Origin of the sequence: Orrella sp. 11846 (assembly GCF_048820935.1) — a bacterium.
In the GTDB taxonomy this organism is placed as follows: domain Bacteria; phylum Pseudomonadota; class Gammaproteobacteria; order Burkholderiales; family Burkholderiaceae_B; genus Algicoccus.
Genome location: NZ_JBMERD010000005.1, coordinates 164,921 through 183,813, shown reverse-complemented (window position 1 = coordinate 183,813; position 18,893 = coordinate 164,921). Strand labels below are relative to the sequence as shown.

Annotated in this window: 16 protein-coding genes; 8 read left to right on the top strand and 8 right to left on the bottom strand. The window is 49.0% G+C overall.

Annotated elements, in window-relative coordinates; genetic code table 11:
• Positions 1-44 precede the first annotated feature (44 nt).
• Positions 45-965, bottom strand: a complete 921-nt coding sequence (locus ACOI06_RS06095) for a LysR family transcriptional regulator (RefSeq protein WP_420661638.1) — start codon at positions 963-965, stop codon at positions 45-47.
• A 93-nt stretch (positions 966-1,058) separates the two neighbouring features.
• Between ACOI06_RS06095 and ACOI06_RS06090 the strand changes: the two genes are divergently transcribed.
• Positions 1,059-1,922: a pirin family protein gene (locus ACOI06_RS06090; protein ID WP_420661637.1), complete on the top strand. Its 864-nt coding sequence runs from the start codon at positions 1,059-1,061 to the stop codon at positions 1,920-1,922.
• 28 nt (positions 1,923-1,950) lie between these two features.
• Here ACOI06_RS06090 and ACOI06_RS06085 read toward each other — a convergent pair whose 3' ends face one another.
• Positions 1,951-3,216, bottom strand: coding sequence for an MFS transporter (locus ACOI06_RS06085; RefSeq protein ID WP_420661636.1), 1,266 nt, complete (start codon positions 3,214-3,216; stop codon positions 1,951-1,953).
• Between the two features lie 234 nt (positions 3,217-3,450).
• On the opposite strand from ACOI06_RS06085, the gene ACOI06_RS06080 reads away from it, so the two are divergent.
• Positions 3,451-4,329 (top strand): sulfurtransferase, encoded by an 879-nt coding sequence (locus ACOI06_RS06080; RefSeq protein WP_420661635.1) that lies wholly within the window; start codon positions 3,451-3,453, stop codon positions 4,327-4,329.
• Between the two features lie 68 nt (positions 4,330-4,397).
• Here the strand turns inward: ACOI06_RS06080 and ACOI06_RS06075 are convergent, their stop codons facing one another.
• From ACOI06_RS06075 to ACOI06_RS06060, 4 genes are all read right to left on the bottom strand, one after another.
• Positions 4,398-6,374 (bottom strand): TRAP transporter permease, encoded by a 1,977-nt coding sequence (locus ACOI06_RS06075; RefSeq protein ID WP_420661634.1) that lies wholly within the window; start codon positions 6,372-6,374, stop codon positions 4,398-4,400.
• 111 nt (positions 6,375-6,485) lie between these two features.
• Positions 6,486-7,631: a TAXI family TRAP transporter solute-binding subunit gene (locus ACOI06_RS06070; protein WP_420661633.1), complete on the bottom strand. Its 1,146-nt coding sequence runs from the start codon at positions 7,629-7,631 to the stop codon at positions 6,486-6,488.
• Positions 7,632-8,286: 655 nt separating this feature from the next.
• A complete protein-coding gene (gene ispH / locus ACOI06_RS06065; RefSeq protein WP_420661632.1) occupies positions 8,287-9,267 on the bottom strand; it encodes a 4-hydroxy-3-methylbut-2-enyl diphosphate reductase in 981 nt (326 codons plus the stop codon).
• Entirely contained in the window at positions 9,267-9,728 is a 462-nt protein-coding gene (locus ACOI06_RS06060; protein ID WP_420661631.1) for an FKBP-type peptidyl-prolyl cis-trans isomerase, read from the bottom strand. The genes ispH and ACOI06_RS06060 overlap by 1 nt, the downstream gene beginning before the upstream one ends.
• Positions 9,729-9,785: 57 nt before the next feature.
• On the opposite strand from ACOI06_RS06060, the gene radC reads away from it, so the two are divergent.
• On the top strand, positions 9,786-10,481 hold the full coding sequence (gene radC / locus ACOI06_RS06055) for a RadC family protein (protein ID WP_420661630.1): 696 nt from the start codon (positions 9,786-9,788) through the stop codon (positions 10,479-10,481).
• 110 nt (positions 10,482-10,591) lie between these two features.
• Here the strand turns inward: radC and ACOI06_RS06050 are convergent, their stop codons facing one another.
• Positions 10,592-11,773, bottom strand: a complete 1,182-nt coding sequence (locus ACOI06_RS06050; RefSeq protein WP_420661629.1) for an acetyl-CoA C-acyltransferase family protein — start codon at positions 11,771-11,773, stop codon at positions 10,592-10,594.
• A gap of 241 nt (positions 11,774-12,014) precedes the next feature.
• Here ACOI06_RS06050 and ACOI06_RS06045 point away from each other — a divergent pair, with 241 nt between their 5' ends.
• On the top strand, positions 12,015-13,010 hold the full coding sequence (locus tag ACOI06_RS06045) for an LLM class flavin-dependent oxidoreductase (RefSeq protein WP_420661628.1): 996 nt from the start codon (positions 12,015-12,017) through the stop codon (positions 13,008-13,010).
• 14 nt (positions 13,011-13,024) lie between these two features.
• Here the strand turns inward: ACOI06_RS06045 and ACOI06_RS06040 are convergent, their stop codons facing one another.
• Entirely contained in the window at positions 13,025-14,287 is a 1,263-nt protein-coding gene (locus ACOI06_RS06040; protein ID WP_420661626.1) for a class I SAM-dependent methyltransferase, read from the bottom strand.
• A 386-nt stretch (positions 14,288-14,673) separates the two neighbouring features.
• On the opposite strand from ACOI06_RS06040, the gene rpmB reads away from it, so the two are divergent.
• The 4 genes from rpmB to lptE all read left to right on the top strand — a co-directional run bounded on the left by rpmB (position 14,674) and on the right by lptE (position 18,880).
• Positions 14,674-14,910, top strand: coding sequence for a 50S ribosomal protein L28 (gene rpmB / locus ACOI06_RS06035; protein WP_420661625.1), 237 nt, complete (start codon positions 14,674-14,676; stop codon positions 14,908-14,910).
• A 111-nt stretch (positions 14,911-15,021) separates the two neighbouring features.
• Positions 15,022-15,192: a 50S ribosomal protein L33 gene (gene rpmG / locus ACOI06_RS06030; protein WP_420661624.1), complete on the top strand. Its 171-nt coding sequence runs from the start codon at positions 15,022-15,024 to the stop codon at positions 15,190-15,192.
• A 284-nt stretch (positions 15,193-15,476) separates the two neighbouring features.
• A complete protein-coding gene (gene leuS, locus ACOI06_RS06025) occupies positions 15,477-18,140 on the top strand; it encodes a leucine--tRNA ligase (protein WP_420661623.1) in 2,664 nt (887 codons plus the stop codon).
• A 53-nt stretch (positions 18,141-18,193) separates the two neighbouring features.
• Entirely contained in the window at positions 18,194-18,880 is a 687-nt protein-coding gene (gene lptE / locus ACOI06_RS06020; protein ID WP_420661622.1) for an LPS assembly lipoprotein LptE, read from the top strand.
• The last annotated feature ends 13 nt before the right edge of the window (positions 18,881-18,893 follow it).

The window sequence follows — 18,893 nt, the reverse complement described above, 5'->3', positions numbered from 1 at the left end:
CCGGGTTAAAACGCGCCTGGAGATCTGAAACCAATCACATTGATTCAAATCGAAGCATCTGTTGAAAGCGCTTTAGATAGCGCATTCATAAAAGCGCGTGTCATCGCAGGCAACAACTTTCTGCCTGGCGTCACACACCAGATCGGAACACTCGGCAACGCCCACTCGGGTAATACTCTGACTAGCTGACCCGATTCGATTTCAGGAAGCACCATCGAATCTGCTAACGCCACAATTCCCATACCTTGTAAACACATCTCGCATTGCAGTCTCGGGGAATTGGATGACACCGGCCCTTTGGCGACGATCTTACAGATTTCAGCCCCTTTTTTAAGATCCCAATCAAACGGCAAGCCCAAGCTATTAGCATGATGAATACACGCATGCCACTCGAGATCCTGAGGTTCCAGAGGCGTTCCAAAACGTTTTAAATATTTTGCACCGGCATATAGATGAATCTGAATATCACATAATTTGCGCGCAACCAATGTGCTGTCATCGGGTAGTTGACGCGCAATCCGAACAGCCAAATCAAACCGTTCAGACAACAAATCAACTTGCCGACTCGAAATATCCAGCTCAACGCGCACATCAGGAAATCGTTTATGGTACTGCTGCAAAACATGCGTCAAATTGAGCTGCTCCAGATCAGGTGGCAAACTCACCCGCAGCACCCCTGTGGGACGAACCGCTTCTCGTTGCACCAAATCGGTCACCGCCTGCATATCTTCCTGAAGAACGGTCGCAAGCCTTAAAACTCGCTGCCCAAAATCTGTCAAAACCAACTGGCGCGTGCTCCGGGTCATGAGGCGTTGGCCCAGCTTTTCTTCTAGCGCCGCCAATCGCCTAGAGAGCGTCGATTTGGGCACACCGGTGCGCGTCGCTGCAGCGGAAAAACTACCTGCTTGTGCCAGACTGACAAACAACAACAAATCACTGGCATGATGAACTAATGAGTTTTCCATGTATCTAAACGTGAATACAACGATTAAAACATCGCGCTGGCTGCTAAAAACATCAGAAGCCAGATCGCACGACTCCACCACAGGATCAAACAGATGAACACAAAAACATTTCGCTCAATCGAGCAAATTGTCCAAGGCATCCCGACCACTGATGGCGCAGGTGTCAGGTTAACCCGAGTTCTTACACAAGACCTCCAAAAACGTCTAGACCCATTCCTGATGATGGACGCTTTCCGTAGTGACGATCCAGATGATTACATTGCAGGCTTCCCGAATCACCCACATCGCGGCTTCGAAACAATTACCTACATGCTCGCAGGACAAATGCAGCATCTAGACAGTGGCGGTAACGAAGGCCTACTTGGACCAGGTGACGTGCAATGGATGATTGCCGGCAGTGGCCTGATCCATTCCGAGTTACCCCGTCAAAAAGATGGTCTGATGGAAGGTTTTCAGATTTGGTTAAATTTACCGGCCAAAGACAAAATGATCGATCCGGCCTATCGAGATATTGCTGCCAACGAAATCCCCACCGTCACCACTGAACAGGATGTGCACATCAAAATTATTGCTGGGCAAAGTCAGGGCCAAGAAGGTGCGATGCAACGCCCAGTGACTGACCCCTTGATTCTGGACATTCACCTGCCAGCAGGTACATCCTTTGAGCAAGTACTAGGAGATCGCGCAACCGCCTTCCTATACGTCTACCAAGGGCAAGCTGTTATCCAAGGACAAACCGTCCCGACCCACCACATGGGCATACTCAGTCAGACGCCAGACGCAGATGTTCGAATTGAAGCCGAGAGCGCCACACGCCTGTTGCTCATCGCAGGACAACCTTTAGAAGAGTCAATTGCCCAGTACGGCCCCTTTGTCATGAACACAACTGCACAGCTTGAACAGACTCTGCTGGATTATCAACAAGGTCGACTGGTTCAACCTGTGGCACGTTTCTAAACAAGCGCACCCTACAAACCTTAAAGAATCAGGCTGACACCAAACGAGAATTAAGTTGTCGGCCTGGCAGTTTTAGGGAGACCCAGCCTGCAAAAAACAGCAAGACGGCTGCTGCACCAAATGCCGGCCAGTGGCTATCGAGGTGCTCATAACCCCAACCACCAAACCATGAGCTGATAGCCGCGCCGATTTGATGACCCAAATAGGACCAGCCGTACAAAACACCGACCAAGCGAACCCCATACGTATCGGCTAAAATCGCTGATGCCATGGCAAGGCTACCCGCCCAAACAAGCCCGGCAATCGCCGCAACCAAATAGAGCTGAAACGGTGTCATGACGACAAGCAATGCCAGAAAGCCAACCCCGCGCACAATATAAATTGTCGCTAATAGCAATCGTCTGGGTATACGGTCGGCAATCCGACCCAGAACCAAAGTGCTAAAAATAGCCACCAAACCAATTGTCCCAATCCCGCCTGAAGCCGTCATGGTTGAAAAACCCCGATCCTCCAGCATCGGAATGCCATGCGTTCCCAGCAGATTCATACTAAAGCCGCAGGCAAACAAACCTGCACAGATCTTCCAAAATGGAGTTGTGCGAACAGCTTCACCGAATGTGCAGGTCATGACAGCGGGTGCAGGCTTGGCTTTTTCTTTTGAGGATCTTGGCAAAGGCGCATCACCATTAACTGGCGCATTCTCTTTAAAAATCCATAAAGCGGCTGGAACAGTCAACACGGCAAACACCAAGGCATAGCACATCATCGTCCAGCGCCAACCGATCCAACTAATCAAGAGCGCAAACAACGGTGTCAAAACGGCAATGCCCGCCATTGAGCCTGTTGCCAGAAAAAACAAAGCCATACCGCGTCGTCGATTAAACCATTTGGTCAGAATCGCGGTCATGGCAACCGGACTTGTAAAAGCCAGACCCGTCGATAGCATCACACCAAATGCCATCAGCATGGTCCAAGGTGTGGTTGCATTAATCGTCCACCACGTAGAGAGCACCACAATCGCGATTCCGATCAGTAACACACCACGCGTACCGATCCGACCTACCAACCAGCCAGCTAATGGCATTGCTAGGCCGTAGAACAGCATACCGACCGCGACAATCCCAGAAAACACACTGCGACTAAAGCCTAGATCCTCGATGATGGGCATAAAAAAAGGGCCTACGCCCATCCGCATCCCAACTGTCATCAACGTAATGACCGATGCTGCAGCAACAATATTCCAACCGTAATACCAACGTCCCGCAGACGTCCCTTGTGACCCAGACGTATCCATCGTGGGTTTTCTCCCATTTTTTCGATCTGACAATCCCAGATCAGATTTGGACTGACACGTTCAATCCAAGACATGTTGCGCTCAATATTACTTGCGCGAATCACTTCGCAACCATGACAAAGTCATTTGCAAAACAAATTCTCAGCGATGCCATCTCATATCAATTCTTGAATCACGCTAATCCGCAGCCCGACATCACTCTATGATAAGCACATTATCTTTCTGGAGATCTCTATGCCACAAACCCAACCCCCAATGCTTGTTGACATAGACTGGCTGCAGTCTCATCTGCATGACCCAAATGTCCGAGTCCTTGACTGCACAACCTATATGGTGGCGCAACCCGTAGGGCCCTCTCAAATCCACAGTGGTCGCCCCGAGTTCGATCAATCTCATATACCGGGTGCTTGTCATGTGGATATGGTTCAAGATCTATCCGATCCAGACGGTCGCTACCCTTACACTCTGCTGAGTCCAGAAAAATTTCAAGCACTGGCCAGTCGATTAGGACTACATCCAGACGATCATGTCATCCTTTACACCAACAGTTCGATCGTGACTTTGACGCGTGCTTGGTGGGTGTTTTATGTCATGGGTCAGCGCAAACTTTCCATTCTCAATGGCAACTTAAAAGAATGGCAGCGACAAGGCGGCGAGGTGACACAAGAGGTTCAGTCTATCAGATCCAGCCAATACCCATTACCAAAACCACTGACTGCACATATTGCCCACATGCACGATATTCAAGAGGCTCTCCAGTCAGAGTCAGACCCGATGACGCTTTTAAATGCACTCGCTCCTGAGCAATTTCAAGGCACTGGCGGCGCACATTATGGACGTCCTGGACGTATCCCAGATAGTCTGAGCTTGCCTGCGCGCAGTTTGGCAGATGCTGAAACTGGAAAGTTCTTGCCGACTCAAACCTTAAAGCAAATGGTGATTGATGCGGGTATCGAACCAGATGTCAAGGTGATTCATTATTGTGGTGGTGGCATTGCAGCCAGTACAACGGCATTTGTCTTATCGATGTTGGGCTGGAAAAACTGGGCTCTCTACGACAACTCCTTGCTGGAGTGGTCCACTCAGAACGACACGCCCATGATCGTTGGTTAAAAAAATTGCCCGTACTCATCACAAGTACGGGCAACGCTTTACAAATCAGTCATTTCTGACGCATTCATTTAGGCAACACTTTGACGCATCCCAGGCACCAGTCGGCCTACGACATACGCTAGAAGCAGGAATCCTAAACCAATCAGATCACTGAAAGTGCCGGGTACGATCAGACCAGCCCCTGCGCAGAACAACAGGATACGTACGGGCCATCCCACAATACCGCAACGATAGAGATAACCTTCAAGGCCAGAAGCCAACACCCACATGGCCGCTATCGCTGTAATCGCTGCCTGAATAATCGTGCTCCAATCTCCCTGCATAATCAACGCTGGGTTAAGGACAAACATAAACGGCAAGATAAACAACACACTACCCAATCGCATTGCACTCAAGCTGGTTGCCCAAGCATTTGAATGCGCCACGTTAGCGGCTGTAATGGATGCCAGCGCCACCGGTGGGGTGATGTACGACATCATGCCCCAGTAGAGAATAAACAGATGGCTTGCCAATGGGTTCAGCCCAGCTTGGACCAGCGCAGGCGCTAGCAAAATAGACAAGAAGATATAGCAAGCACTAACCGTCATGCCCATACCCAAGATAAAGCTGGTCACCGCACCGGCGATCAACATCAGGGGCACGCTACCACCCGCATACAAGAGCAACTCACGGGAGAAAGCACCTGCCACACCGGTGTATGACAGACCACCCACCACCAGACCGATACCGGCCAAGATAGCAACCAGGTTGGCCACACTCACGCTCAGCTCTTCCAGCAATGCCAATGCACGCTTCACGCTCATGCGATGGCTTTTCTTGAAGATGGAGATCACCAGCAGCACCAATGTTGCAAAGTAAGGTGAGTACTCTTCCAAACGCATCACAAGCAGCATGTAAATGAGAACCACCAGGCTCAACAAATAGGGCCAACCATCCGCTAAGACAGGACCTAACTTGGGGATCTCTTCACGTTCCATACCTTTGAGGCCATGGCGAGCTGCGTAGTTATCCACTTGAAAAACCAGTGCAATGTAGAACAACAGAGCTGGCAAGAACGCTGCCACCATCACTGCACCATAAGGAACGCCCAAAAATGACGCCATAATAAAGGCCACAGCACCCATCACCGGCGGCATCAACGTACCACCAGTCGAGGCGCATGCTTCCACAGCTGCCGCATAATGCGGTGGATAGCCTGTGCGCTTCATGGTTGGAATCGTAAAGACACCCGTAGTCAGAATGTTCGAAATCACACTTCCGGACAAACTACCCATCAAACCGCTGGAAACAACTGCCACTTTTGCGGGACCACCACGGCTAGCACCCATCAGACCGGTTGCCAAAGCCATAAAGAAGTCACCACCGCCTGTCACTGTCAGTGCCGCACCAAACACGACAAAACCAATCACTAAGTTCGCCACGACCTGCATGGGAATCCCAATGACACTTTCGACACCCATCACGTGTGCGCGAATGGTTTCACCAAAGTCGTAGGAGGTACCCCACAAAAAGCCGGGCATGTAGTCGGCATAGAGTGGATAAGCACCGAAGATTAAAACGACCAGCAAAAGGGGGGTTCCACCACAACGCCGAATCCCTTCAATAATCAGCACAAGCAAAATCCCGGAAATCACGGTTGCTTCAGTGGGCGCTGAAAAGTCCCAACCTTGCTCAATAATCGTCAGCCCGTGATAACCCAGATAACCGGTACATGCAATAGCGATCAGTCCAAACAACCAGTCATAGACTGGCGTTCTCTCACGCGCATTTTTAGTCATCGGGTAAATCAGGAAGGCTGCGGCCAGAAAAATCCCAATGATGTAATAGAGAAATGAACTACCCAGCGGCTGAAAACCCATGAACCGCAAAACAAACACCTGGTTAATGGTCATTAACAGACCCAAAGTTCCCAGTGTCAAAACCGCTGCATAAGTCGCACCTTTCATGCGACCTTGCGGTGTTCCCCCTTCCGGATCCAAAGGCACATCTTGGAGGATTTGCTCTTCGATTTCCAGACGATCTTCGATATGTTCTTTTCTTGACATAAATCGTTCTCAGATAAATTTACGAATATGCTGTTATTCGCAAAAAAAAGTCGCAACAACATTGGTTGCTGCGACCCAGCTTCTCAGTGAACCGTCGCTCAAAAGCTCAAATTAATTCAATTTGGCCAATGCAGCTTCACGGTTTTTCTGCCAGAGTTCAGCATACTTCTCATCTGACAGATCTTTACCTTCTTTCATGGTTTCATCCCATGCTGCACGTAATGCTTGCAAACGCTCCAAGCGTGCTTTATTCCATGCTTCGTGTTCGTCTGTCCAGATACCTTTTTCTTTCAGGTATTTTACAGCACCATCATGGAATGGTGCATCGGCAGGTGGCACTGCAGACTCATCCATTTTCCAGCGTGGCATCACGGATGTTGCGTCTTTATACATGTCGTAGGTCTCATCGAAACCCTTCATCATGTTATAGACTTGGTCTGTAGTCATATCAGCACGCACGACGAGCAATGGGTAGCGATACGCCATAATTTCCACAGGCTGCTCTTTAGACAAACCGGCACCTACGGTTTCAGTATTAGGACCAAAGAAAGGTGCAATGGCTTGCATGCGAGCCCAACCTTCTTTGTCATCAGCCGGTGTTCCAAGCCAATGCAGACCACGTGGGGACTCAGCCAACTCATACATCTGGCTTGGTGTGGTTGTGGTACATGTCGCATCGGACTGACCTGCTGCAATGGAGCTCATGGCTGCGCCGTATGTGGGGAACATCACCACTTCGACATCATCCAGTGTCAGACCACCAAAGCCCAGATAAGCTTCACATTTCACGTTCACAGATGGATTACCAGCTACCAGTGCCAAACGCTTACCTTTGAGGTCTTCAAAGGTTTTAATGTTGGCGTCTTTTGCGGTTGGCATTCCAAATGAAGCAGGACGACCAGCCAGAACACGCAGATCTTGAGGACCCCAACGCTTAGCTGCGAAATCTTCTGTGCCTTCAGTGGCGAAAAAAGTCTCTGTTGCCAAGAAACCGATGTCTGCACGTCCTTGCAGGACTGGCTGCAAACGGCCAATGGATGAACCTGAAGGTTGGATACGCACTTTGGTTCCATATTTTTTACCAAACGCGTCAGCCATGGCAGACGCTTCGGCATAACCTGCGGAACCCACATCATAGGCGGTCCAAGCCATTGTTCCAGGCAGATCTTGAGCGACAGCAGTCGCGGCAAAGCCCATGGCCAAGCTGGCTGCAATACCGGTCAAATAGCGGCTAGCAGGAAAAAGCGTTTGTTTCATAAAAATCCTCGAGTTAAATCTTTCAAACAATTGTTCATCAAATCAATGAGAATTTTGCGTCCCACACACCACAATCTCACAGGGTCGACTAAAAAATCGCATTACGCAACAAACTCTATTGATCAATGTACATTGTCGGACAACTTGCGCAAAATCAAAACAGGGGTTTTTCCCCCCATCACTGCAAATGAATATTGTCTTTTGAAAAATAAAACCATATTTTTTATGAATAGAATCAAAATCTTAAATAAAAAACATCAAACAAAAAACTTTAAAACCTGCTATTCCCATACTTTGAAACTTTTTATTTACCGAAGAAAAATCCTAAACCTAAAAATAATTTATATAGTTTTCTAAAATTTCTAACCACCGTTAAAGAATGCCTCCGGCTGAAACGCTATCGATACAAGATCGCAAGGTAGACAACCAGCTTAAAAAATCCATGATACACACCAATATTTAGGAACAATAAATACTGGCGAAAAGAGCTATCAAAATGATCAAATAACCGGATTAAACCAAAGTCCCGGTGCAATGGATTAGTCAACCATAAAGCGATCTACTTCAAAGCATGACAGCACAATAAAAAAGCCCCACCTGAAACGATGCTTGCATCAGGTGGGACGACAATTATTTGTTGGATAAACCTTTAAGATTAATTTGATGCTTGCAATTTACGACTTAACTCACGAGGCAAAGGAAAGGACACGCTTTCAATCAGTCCGTCCATCGTTCTGACCGATACAGCACCCAATTCTTTCAATCGTTGTACGATCTGTTGCACCAATTCTTCTGGTGCAGAGGCCCCAGCGGTCACACCAACCGCGATTTTGCCCTCGATCCAGAGGGGATCCACACTTTCGACCGTATCGATCAAATACGCTGGCACACCCAAACGATCGGCAACTTCACGCAAACGATTAGAGTTCGAGCTGTTTTGACTGCCCACCACAATAACCACATCGCAACGCTGAGCTAACAACTTCACGGCATCTTGACGATTCTGCGTGGCGTAACAAATGTCACTCTTTTTAGGCTCTTGAATACCAGGAAAACGGTCTCTGAGCGCCTGGGCAACTTGCGCCGCATCATCCACGGACAACGTCGTTTGTGTCACAAATGCCAATTTAGAGGGATCACGCACTTGGAGATTTTGTACGTCTTCAACATCTTCAACCAAATACATGCCTTCACCAGACTGACCTAGTGTGCCTTCCACTTCAGGATGCCCCTGATGACCGATCATAATGACTTCCAAGCCATCTTTACGCATTTTGGCGACTTGAACATGAACTTTGGTTACTAATGGACAGGTTGCATCAAACACTTGTAAACCGCGTTTTTTTGCTTCATCCTTAATGGCAAGCGATACACCATGCGCAGAAAAAACCACAATCGAGCCTGCGGGCACTTCGTCGAGCTCTTTAACGAACACAGCACCTTTGTCGCGCAACCCATCCACAACATAGCGGTTATGTACAATTTCATGACGCACATACACGGGCGAGCCATGAATTTCCAGCGCACGTTCAACGATATCAATGGCACGATCAACGCCTGCACAAAATCCGCGCGGTTGCGCCAACACAATTTCAGCATTTTGAGCTAAAACTTGCTCTCGTCCCTGATTCGACATCAAATCACTCCAATCAAATTAACATCCAGCCTGAGCGAGCGCCCAGCCAATGGATGATTGAAATCAAACAACGCGCCCTCGCTGGTCAATTCCTTAAAAATACCGGAATACTGTCCACCATGAGGGGCATCAAAATTCACCAGATCTCCCGGTGAAGGTGGCGCATGTTCATCCATGCTATCCCAAAACGCATCCAGACTCAGCCACTGCAACAACTCTGGGTTGCGCTCACCATAAGCCTGCTCAGGCAATAAAGAGATGGTAAACGACTCACCCTCTGCGCGCCCAAGTAGTGTCGCCTCCATTTCGGGCGACCACTGACCTGCCCCCATCTGCAATGTGGCGGGTCGATCATCAAAGGTATCAATCAATGCCGTTCCAGCACCCGGACCATCAATCAAAACGATGCGGTAATGCAGCGTCAGGTAAGAATCCGACTGGACAACAGCTGGGTTGGACATAGATAACTCCCTTTGGAACATGTGAAGATATGAAACGTATGATTTTAGGGCAGATCCATGGCTTTATCCGAAAACCTTCCATCTGAAACCAGACCCCGTGAAAGATTATTGAAGTTTGGCGCACAAGCACTCACGGATGCCGAGCTACTTGCATTGCTCTTAGGGACTGGTATCACAGGTAAATCTGTCTTTATGCTGGCACAAGAAATTCTGCAAACCAGTCAAGGCGTGGCAGGCTTGCCACGGTTAAAAACGGATCAATTATGCACGAAACCCGGCATCGGGGTTGCAAAAGCCTGCCTTTTGGTGGCGGCATTCGAGCTGGGCAGACGGGCATCGCTGGCTTCATTACAACGAGGTGAGCCACTCACAAGCCCCGCCATGGTTCGTGATTTTTGCAGAACCGCGATGTCACACTTAGACATCGAACACTGCCAAATGATTATGCTCGATGCCATGGGGCACGTTCTTGGGCAACAAACCGTATCAAAAGGCACTTTGTATGAAACGCCCATCTATCCGCGCGAAGTTGCCCGCATTGCGCTGGCTTCAAACGCAGCCAGTGTCATTTTGATTCACAACCACCCTTCAGGCAATCCTTCACCCAGCCCCGCCGATATCCAACTCACACATGAATTAGCGCAAATTCTGATGGGTCTAGATATTGCGCTGCTGGATCATTTAATCGTCGCCGGACCAGAGGTCACTTCTTTGGCAGAGCTCGGTCATTTACGTTTATATGAAGCAGCATAATCCACACACTCATTGAAAAAGCCGACTTCTCAGACATCTGAAAAGTCGGCTTTTTATCAAACGTGATGAACCGCGGACCTAGTTATTAAGTCTAAGGCTACAACAACGTTTTAGGCACGCTCAAAAATCGCAGCAATACCCTGACCACCACCAATACACATGGTCACCAAAGCATAGCGACCGCCGGTACGATGCAGTTCGTGAATCGCTTTCACGGAAACGATCGCACCTGTAGCACCGATGGGGTGACCCAGTGAAATACCACTACCGTTCGGGTTCACTTTATCAGGATCAAAGCCCATTTCTTTACTCACAGCGCAAGCTTGTGCAGCAAATGCTTCGTTGGCTTCAATCACATCCATCTGCTCAAGCGTCAGACCAGCTTTTTCTAGCACTGCGCGTGATGCAGGCACTGGGCCAATCCCCATAATGCTTGGATCCACACCTGCATGAGCGTAAGCAACCAGACGCGCCAGTGGTTTGACACCACTCGACTTCACAGCTTCACCGCTCATCAACATCAGTGCAGCTGCACCATCGTTAATACCTGATGCGTTACCCGCAGTCACCGTACCGTTTTCTTTTACAAAGACTGTACGCAACTTGGCCAGCGACTCCATCGTGGTACCTGCACGTGGATGCTCATCTTTATCAAAGATCACTTCACCCTTGCGCGTTTTAATCACGACAGGCACGATCTGTGAATCAAAACGACCTTCTTCCACAGCACGCACAGCACGCTTGTGAGATTCAACGGCCAACGCGTCTTGATCTTCACGGCTGATCTCAAACTGTTTAGCTACGTTCTCAGCGGTCACACCCATATGCAAACGACTAAATGGGTCTGTGAGGGCTGCAACCATCATATCGCTGACTTTGGTGTCACCCATACGAGCACCAGAACGCATGGCTTCGGACAAATAACCGCCGCGGCTCATGTTCTCTGTACCGCCACCGATAGCCATTTCTGTGTCGCCCAACAAGATGGACTGTGCAGCTGAAACGACAGCTTGCAAGCCAGAACCGCACAAACGGTTGACGTTAAACGCCACGGATTCCTGAGGCAAACCAGCGTTCAGAGACACCACGCGTGACATATACAAATCACGCGGCTCTGTAGGCACAACTTGACCAAATGCCAGATGACCGACATCTTCACCAGTGACACCGCTGCGCTCAAGCACAGCCTTCACCACGGTTGTACCCAAATCAATTGGGCTTACATCTTTCAGACCACCACCAAAATCACCTACAGCTGTCCGTACGGCCGCCGTTACCCAGACTTCACGCATAATTTGCTCCTTGCCTTTAAGTTTTCAGACTCTGTCTATCGAGCGAAGACACTACTATATGACATCATAAAACATTCATCTGCTTGTCAGCAGACAATCCTTTCATTTCTGAATGCATTTCTTGATCTGAGCGTCGTCCTTGTCTTACTCTATCCAAATCAGATCGACCTCAGAGATATTTACAGATCGACATCATCATTCTCTGAGCATAACGCAACCTTTAATGTTTTTTAGGAAATTCATGTCCATTCCCTATTCAGTTCTGGATCTTGCACCCATCCCGGAAGGCCTGAATGCTGCTGATGCCCTCAGGAACACAAGAGATTTGGCCCAACATGCCGAAACACTCGGCTACAAACGATACTGGCTCGCCGAACACCACAACATGATCGGTATTGCAAGTTCGGCAACCTCTGTACTCATTGGCTATGTGGCCGCCGCTACGCAACACATTCGTGTTGGATCAGGTGGGGTCATGCTGCCAAATCACGCGCCTCTGGTCATTGCTGAGCAGTTTGGTACCTTGGCTACACTCTATCCAGATCGGATTGACTTGGGGCTTGGTCGCGCACCGGGGACAGACCCAGGTACCGCGCGCGCCCTAAGACGCGATTTACAGTCCAGCAGCGATCAGTTCCCTCAGGATGTTCTTGAACTCATGCATTACCTCGGCCCCGAAGAACCGGGACAGCGCGTTCGAGCCATTCCAGGTATGGGTACACAAGTACCTGTTTGGATACTTGGCTCTAGCCTATATGGTGCTCAACTAGCGGCGCACTTTGGGCTACCTTACGCCTTTGCATCGCACTTCGCACCCGCTGATTTGATGGACGCATTAACCGTCTATCGACAAACCTTTAAACCCTCGGCTTATTTGGATAAACCCTATGCGATGGTGCTTGTCAATGTGGTCGCAGCAGAAACTGATGAGGAAGCGCGTTACCTATACACGTCACTTCAACAACAATTTGTTCGGATGCGTCGCAATACCCGCGGAAAACTTTCACCACCGATCGACGACATCAATACTTTCTGGACCGATAGTGAGCGCGTCATGGTCGAGCGCATGTTGGCGTGTTCAGTGTATGGCTCACCGGAAACCTTAGAAACGGGCTTACGCAGTATCTTGGCGCAAACGTCTCCACAGGAATTGATGATCACAGGACAGATTTTTGATCATCAAGCACGTTTAAGATCTTTTGAAATTGCGGCTCAAGTGATGCAAAAAATCACCTGAACCGCAAAATTATATTAAGGTTTTGTATACATGTAATCACGACGCCACGGGTAAGCGAGATCAGTTGGCAGATCAAGCTCATCCGCGCGCGCCGTATGCGGTAAAGATTGACCAACAATTTGATACAGCGCCATCCAACCGTTTTCAAAACCAGCCGCACTACCCGCCAGATACAAACGATAAGCCCGCAATGATTTCAGACCTTGTGGTGTATTGAGTATCTCGCGTGCCGCATCCAGATTCTCTTCCAGCGCATCACTCCAAGCCCAGAGTGTGCGCGCATAATGAGGACGCAAGTTTTCAACGTCCACAGACTCCAGTCCAGCATTACCCATTGCAGTCAGAACGCGACCAATATGTACAAGCTCACCGCCAGGGAAAATATACTTCTCAATAAAATCCCCCATACCATGACCTAACTGGGTGTTTTCCACACCACCTGCGGTAATGCCATGGTTCAGGATGAGACCACCCGGCTTGAGTAAACGTCGGAGTCGATCAAAATACTCCACAAGTTGCGCACTTCCAACGTGCTCAAACATTCCGACAGACGCAATCTTGTCGAAAGGTTCGTCTTCGGGCAGCTTTCGATAATCTAGCAATTTCACCCGAACTCGACCTGATAAACCTTTCTCTTCAATGAGCTGTGAAACTCGGGCATGTTGGTTGCGTGACAACGTAATCCCTGTGGCATCGACGCCATAATTTTCCGCAGCCCAAAGTAGCAAACCACCCCAGCCAGACCCAACATCAATAAATCGCTCACCAGGCTGTAGGCGTAACTTGCGACAGATGTGATCTAGTTTGGCTTCTTGTGCTTGAGCCAGTGACATCTCAGGTTCTTGATAGTACGCACACGAATAAACACGACGCGGATCGAGCCACAACGCATAAAAATCATCAGACAAGTCGTAATGAAACTCAATCTGTTGTGCATCGCGCTCGATCGAATGACGCCAAACCGACACAAGTCTTTTAACCAGCTGTCCCCATGCGCCCTTACTGGCCGCCTCCACTGGCGAACTTGGTAGTATCGCAGCGGCAGCTGCCATCAGATCGCGCATGTTGCTCTGTATATCAATTCGACCCTCAACATAATCCTCGCCGATCTTACCGATATCGCCAGTCGACAAACTTCTTAGAGCCCCCATGTCATGAACAGCGATGACCACTTTGGCATCGGCTGGCCCCACCGTTGCCCCATCTTTGAGTATCAATCGCACGCCAACCGGCAATTCGGCAAGTTTCTTTTCAACTAAGCTGATCACGGGATTCAAAACACACCTCTCCAATTGAATGAAAATTGATGTCGGTCACGAAGAATCATCCTAAGTAACCTGTTTACAGTCACAATCCAGTCACATTCTACCTAGGCTTATCACTTTACCGACAAAAACAAGGTAATTACTAAACTCTTAGTCACTAAGTTTTATAACCATTCAAGCTTTAATGCAACCAACTTTGAACGAGAAAATCGAATTTTCAAATCAATTATTTGTCTCAAATGCGTAATTCGATATATACTTCTCTGTTTCCCGGATCTGCGGTTACGAGTAAACGCACACATCGTTTTGTGCTGAATTAGCTCTATCCCCTGTCAATGGCAGGTTTGACTACAGATCTGAAGCTCTAACGCATAGTGAATTCTTAGAAAGGTGCAACCATGGCACGAGTCTGTCAAGTTACTGGTAAAGGCCCCATTGTGGGCAACAATGTTTCCCACGCAAACAACAAAACAAAGCGTCGTTTTCTGCCAAATCTGCAGTCACGTCGTTTCTGGGTTGAAAGCGAAAACCGCTGGGTTCGTCTGCGTGTGAGCGCAAACGGTATCCGCACGATCGACAAACTCGGTATTGATACCGTGTTAGCAGATCTGCGCGCACGCGGCGAAATCGCGTAAAGAACAAACTGAAATTAGCGCACCTCGATCTGAACAAGAAACTGCGCTATTTCAACGTCGTGCTGAACCCAACACGACCGCCTATAAACATCGACCCAACGGAGTCATCAAATGGCCACAAAAGGTACACGAGAAAAAGTTAAGCTTGCTTCCACAGCAGGCACCGGTCACTTCTACACGACCACAAAAAACAAACGCAACAACCCCGACAAACTGTCCATGATGAAGTATGACCCGGTTGTCCGTAAGCACGTCGAGTACAAAGAAGCAAGACTCAAGTAATTTCAGCACAGCGGTCATCAGACCCGTCTGATATTCCTGTGCGAGAGGTCACCGAAGCCGATCATCCTTTAAAGATGATCGGCTTGTTGTGTTTGTCCTTACACTTCTCTCCTGAGTCTCTTCTGAATCTAAACGCATCCATCATCACCATCTGTCCACACAGGCATCCATCCATTTAAATCCATTCAGAACAAACAAACTGTTCGCATCTTCTATAATGACGGATTACTGTCTACCTTGATGTGGACAAATTCTTATTCCAACGATTACTGGTATCCATACGCATGCAGGAACGCTATCAGCCAAGCCTCGTTGAGGCTAACGCCCAGAAACACTGGTCAGAAAACGACGTCTATCGGGTCACCGAACACGCCAAAAACAAAGAAGGCCAGCCCAAGCCCAAATTCTACGCCTGCTCCATGCTGCCCTACCCTAGTGGGAAGCTGCACATGGGTCACGCTCGAAACTACACCATCAACGACATGATGGCGCGTCATCTGCGTATGAAGGGCTATAACGTTCTGATGCCAATGGGGTGGGATGCGTTCGGCATGCCCGCCGAAAACGCTGCCATCAAATCACAGGTCCCGCCTGCCCAATGGACCTATGACAACATCGAATACATGAAAGGCCAAATGAACGCCATGGGATTGGCAATCGACTGGTCTCGCGAGATGACGGCATGTGATCCCAAATATTACAAATGGAACCAATGGCTGTTCCTTAAGATGCTGGAAAAAGGCATTGCTTATCGCAAAACACAAGTAGTGAATTGGGATCCGGTTGACAACACCGTGTTAGCTAACGAGCAAGTGATTGACGGCCGTGGCTGGCGATCCGGTGCGCTAGTCGAAAAACGTGAAATTCCTGGCTACTACTTACGCATTACCGATTATGCGCAAGAATTGCTCACCGATGTTCATGAACGCCTTCAAGGCTGGCCCGATCGTGTTCGCGCCATGCAAGAAAACTGGATTGGTAAAAGTGAAGGTGTCCGGTTTGCGTTTAACCACACCATTCGCAATGCACAAAACGAGCTGGTTCAAGACGGCAAAATGTACGTCTTTACAACCCGTGCCGATACAATTATGGGTGTTACATTCTGCGCAGTTGCGCCAGAGCACCCATTGGCCGAGGTGGCTGCAGCCAACAATCCAGCCATTGCAGAGTTTATCGAACAATGCAAAAAAGGTGGGCAGACCGAAGCTGAAATTGCCACGCGCGACAAAGAAGGGATGGACACCGGTCTGGTGGTCACCCACCCGTTGACCGGCGAAGAAGTACCTGTCTGGGTCGGAAACTATGTCTTGATGAGCTATGGCGATGGCGCAGTGATGGGTGTTCCAGCTCATGATGAACGCGACTTTGCATTTGCCAACCGATATCAGCTGCCAATCCGTCAGGTCGTTCAGGTCGGCGATCAAGTATTTGATGACAAAGTCTGGCATGACAGTTATGCGGAAAAAACAAACAGCCACCTCGTCAATTCTGGTCGCTTCGATGGCTTAAGCTCTTCTGAAGCGATTGAGCAAATTGCACAAACATTGCAAGACATGGGGATTGGTGCTCGACAAACCACCTGGCGCTTGCATGACTGGGGGATTTCACGGCAACGCTACTGGGGCACTCCTATCCCCATTATCCATTGCGATCATTGCGGCCCCGTTCCAGTCCCTTATGAAGATTTGCCAGTTGTTCTACCTGAACAATTAATCCCAGATGGTTCCGGAAACCCGTTGACCAAAGACGAGGCTTTCTTATCCTGCAAATGTCCGACATGTGACCGACCTGCGCGTCGTGAAACTGACACCATGGACACATTTGTGGACTCCTCTTGGTATTTCATGCGCTACACCAGCCCAGACAACGATCAAGCAATGGTCGATGAGCGCAATGATTACTGGATGCCCATGGATCAATACATTGGTGGGATCGAGCACGCAGTCATGCACTTACTCTATGCCCGCTTCTGGACCAAAGTCATGCGCGACTTGGGCATGCTGTCGTTTGATGAGCCCTTCACACGTTTGTTGTGTCAGGGCATGGTGCTCAATCACATTTATTACGACCGCACTGAGAAAGGCGCTTTGGAGTATTTCTGGCCTGAAACCGTCCAAAACACTTACGATGAACGGGGAGCAATCACGGGTGCCAAACTCAAAGCCGATGGTCGTGAGATTTGCTATGGCGGCGTGGGTACCATGTCGAAATCCAAAAACAATGGCGTCGACCCTCAAAGTCTGATCGATACGCAAGGTGCGGACACAGCACGTTTATTCGTGATGTTTACCAGCCCACCCGAACAGACTTTGGAATGGTCTGACTCTGGGGTGGATGGTGCACATCGTTTCTTGCGTCGTTTATGGACCTGCGCATGGCGCAATCGCGAAGTGATTCAAGCGTCTGTTGATCAGTTTGAAAAAACAGATTGGTCGCAGATCGATCGTGAAGTCGCCAATATGCGTCGCGAAATGCACACCTGGCTTAAACAGATCAACTTTGACTACGACCGGATTCAATACAACACCGTCGTTTCAGGCACGATGAAGATGTTAAACACCATCGAAGCTGCAAAATTCAAAGATGAAAAAGGTGCTACCGCAGCGCTGACAGAAGGCTTTAGTCTCTTGTTGCGTGCGCTCTATCCAGTCGTGCCGCACATTACTTGGCAGTTGTGGCGCGATCTCGGATTTGAAGCTTTAATGGGCGACATCCTCGATGCGCCTTGGCCTGAAGTCGATGAGCAAGCATTAATTGCCGATGAAATCACCTTGGTGTTACAAGTCAACGGTAAAGTTCGTGGCAGTCTGCAAGTACCCGCACAAGCTGATAAAGCAGCCATTGAGGCTGCCGCTGTCGCACAAGAAGCTGTCCAAAAACACCTGAATAGCGGTGAAGTTAAACGTGTCATCGTTGTGCCTGGACGGCTCGTCAACGTTGTAGGTTAAGACCAATCAAAGCAGTCTGCTAGATCGCTTTGATCAATGGGAGAGAGAGTTTTATGGATCGTACGGACAACACGCCTCAAAGCAGTCAGACGCAAGATACAAAAGCAGTCCAGTCTGCACCAGACGAGATGACGGCGGTTTGTACGGGTGGCGCTTGCCCTGCCCCTAATCTCCCATTGCTTTGGCACTTGCCACGGGGCTGGTGTCAATGGCTCATGGTAGGAACAATGGTTTTATTGCTGAGCGCATGTGGTTTTCATCTGCAGGGGGCAACGCCCTTACCTTTTGACACTTTGTCGATCACGATCCCTGAAAACACACCGTTTGGTGCCAGTGTGCGTAGAGCTTTGCGTGCTAACTCTCCAAATACCGAGATTGTCACGGCAGAAAAAGGACCCGATGGCAAGGTCAATTACCAAGCTCAACTTCAAATGATTTCATTGGATGAAAACCAGCGAGAAGTGTCACTGAACCCGCAAGGTCGCGTCGAAGAGTACGAGCTCACTCTTAACTTTACGTTTCGCCTTGTTGATGCGAAAGGTGGCATTATTTTGCCTGACACGACATTAACTGCTGTGCGTGATCTGCCCTATGATGACTCGGTTGTACAAGCCAAAGAATCCGAAGCGCGCAGCATGTTTGATGAAATGTTACAGGGCCTCACAGACCGCTTGATTCGTCGAATCACGGCACCCGATGTCCGTGACAACTATCTACGTCTGCAACAAGCCAATGATTAAGCATTCTTCTCAC

Excerpts from the sequence above, each read along its gene's own strand:
- ACOI06_RS06060 (WP_420661631.1), bottom strand. The coding sequence starts at position 9,728 with ATGTCCAACCCAGCTGTTGTCCAGTCGGATTCTTACCTGACGCTGCAT.
- ACOI06_RS06070 (WP_420661633.1), bottom strand. The coding sequence starts at position 7,631 with ATGAAACAAACGCTTTTTCCTGCTAGCCGCTATTTGACCGGTATTGCA.
- ACOI06_RS06050 (WP_420661629.1), bottom strand. The coding sequence starts at position 11,773 with ATGCGTGAAGTCTGGGTAACGGCGGCCGTACGGACAGCTGTAGGTGAT.
- radC (WP_420661630.1), top strand. The coding sequence starts at position 9,786 with ATGGCTTTATCCGAAAACCTTCCATCTGAAACCAGACCCCGTGAAAGA.
- ispH (WP_420661632.1), bottom strand. The coding sequence starts at position 9,267 with ATGTCGAATCAGGGACGAGAGCAAGTTTTAGCTCAAAATGCTGAAATT.
- lptE (WP_420661622.1), top strand. The coding sequence starts at position 18,194 with ATGGATCGTACGGACAACACGCCTCAAAGCAGTCAGACGCAAGATACA.
- ACOI06_RS06045 (WP_420661628.1), top strand. The coding sequence starts at position 12,015 with ATGTCCATTCCCTATTCAGTTCTGGATCTTGCACCCATCCCGGAAGGC.
- ACOI06_RS06080 (WP_420661635.1), top strand. The coding sequence starts at position 3,451 with ATGCCACAAACCCAACCCCCAATGCTTGTTGACATAGACTGGCTGCAG.
- ACOI06_RS06075 (WP_420661634.1), bottom strand. The coding sequence starts at position 6,374 with ATGTCAAGAAAAGAACATATCGAAGATCGTCTGGAAATCGAAGAGCAA.
- rpmB (WP_420661625.1), top strand. The coding sequence starts at position 14,674 with ATGGCACGAGTCTGTCAAGTTACTGGTAAAGGCCCCATTGTGGGCAAC.
- rpmG (WP_420661624.1), top strand. The coding sequence starts at position 15,022 with ATGGCCACAAAAGGTACACGAGAAAAAGTTAAGCTTGCTTCCACAGCA.
- ACOI06_RS06085 (WP_420661636.1), bottom strand. The coding sequence starts at position 3,216 with ATGGATACGTCTGGGTCACAAGGGACGTCTGCGGGACGTTGGTATTAC.
- ACOI06_RS06095 (WP_420661638.1), bottom strand. The coding sequence starts at position 965 with ATGGAAAACTCATTAGTTCATCATGCCAGTGATTTGTTGTTGTTTGTC.
- leuS (WP_420661623.1), top strand. The coding sequence starts at position 15,477 with ATGCAGGAACGCTATCAGCCAAGCCTCGTTGAGGCTAACGCCCAGAAA.
- ACOI06_RS06090 (WP_420661637.1), top strand. The coding sequence starts at position 1,059 with ATGAACACAAAAACATTTCGCTCAATCGAGCAAATTGTCCAAGGCATC.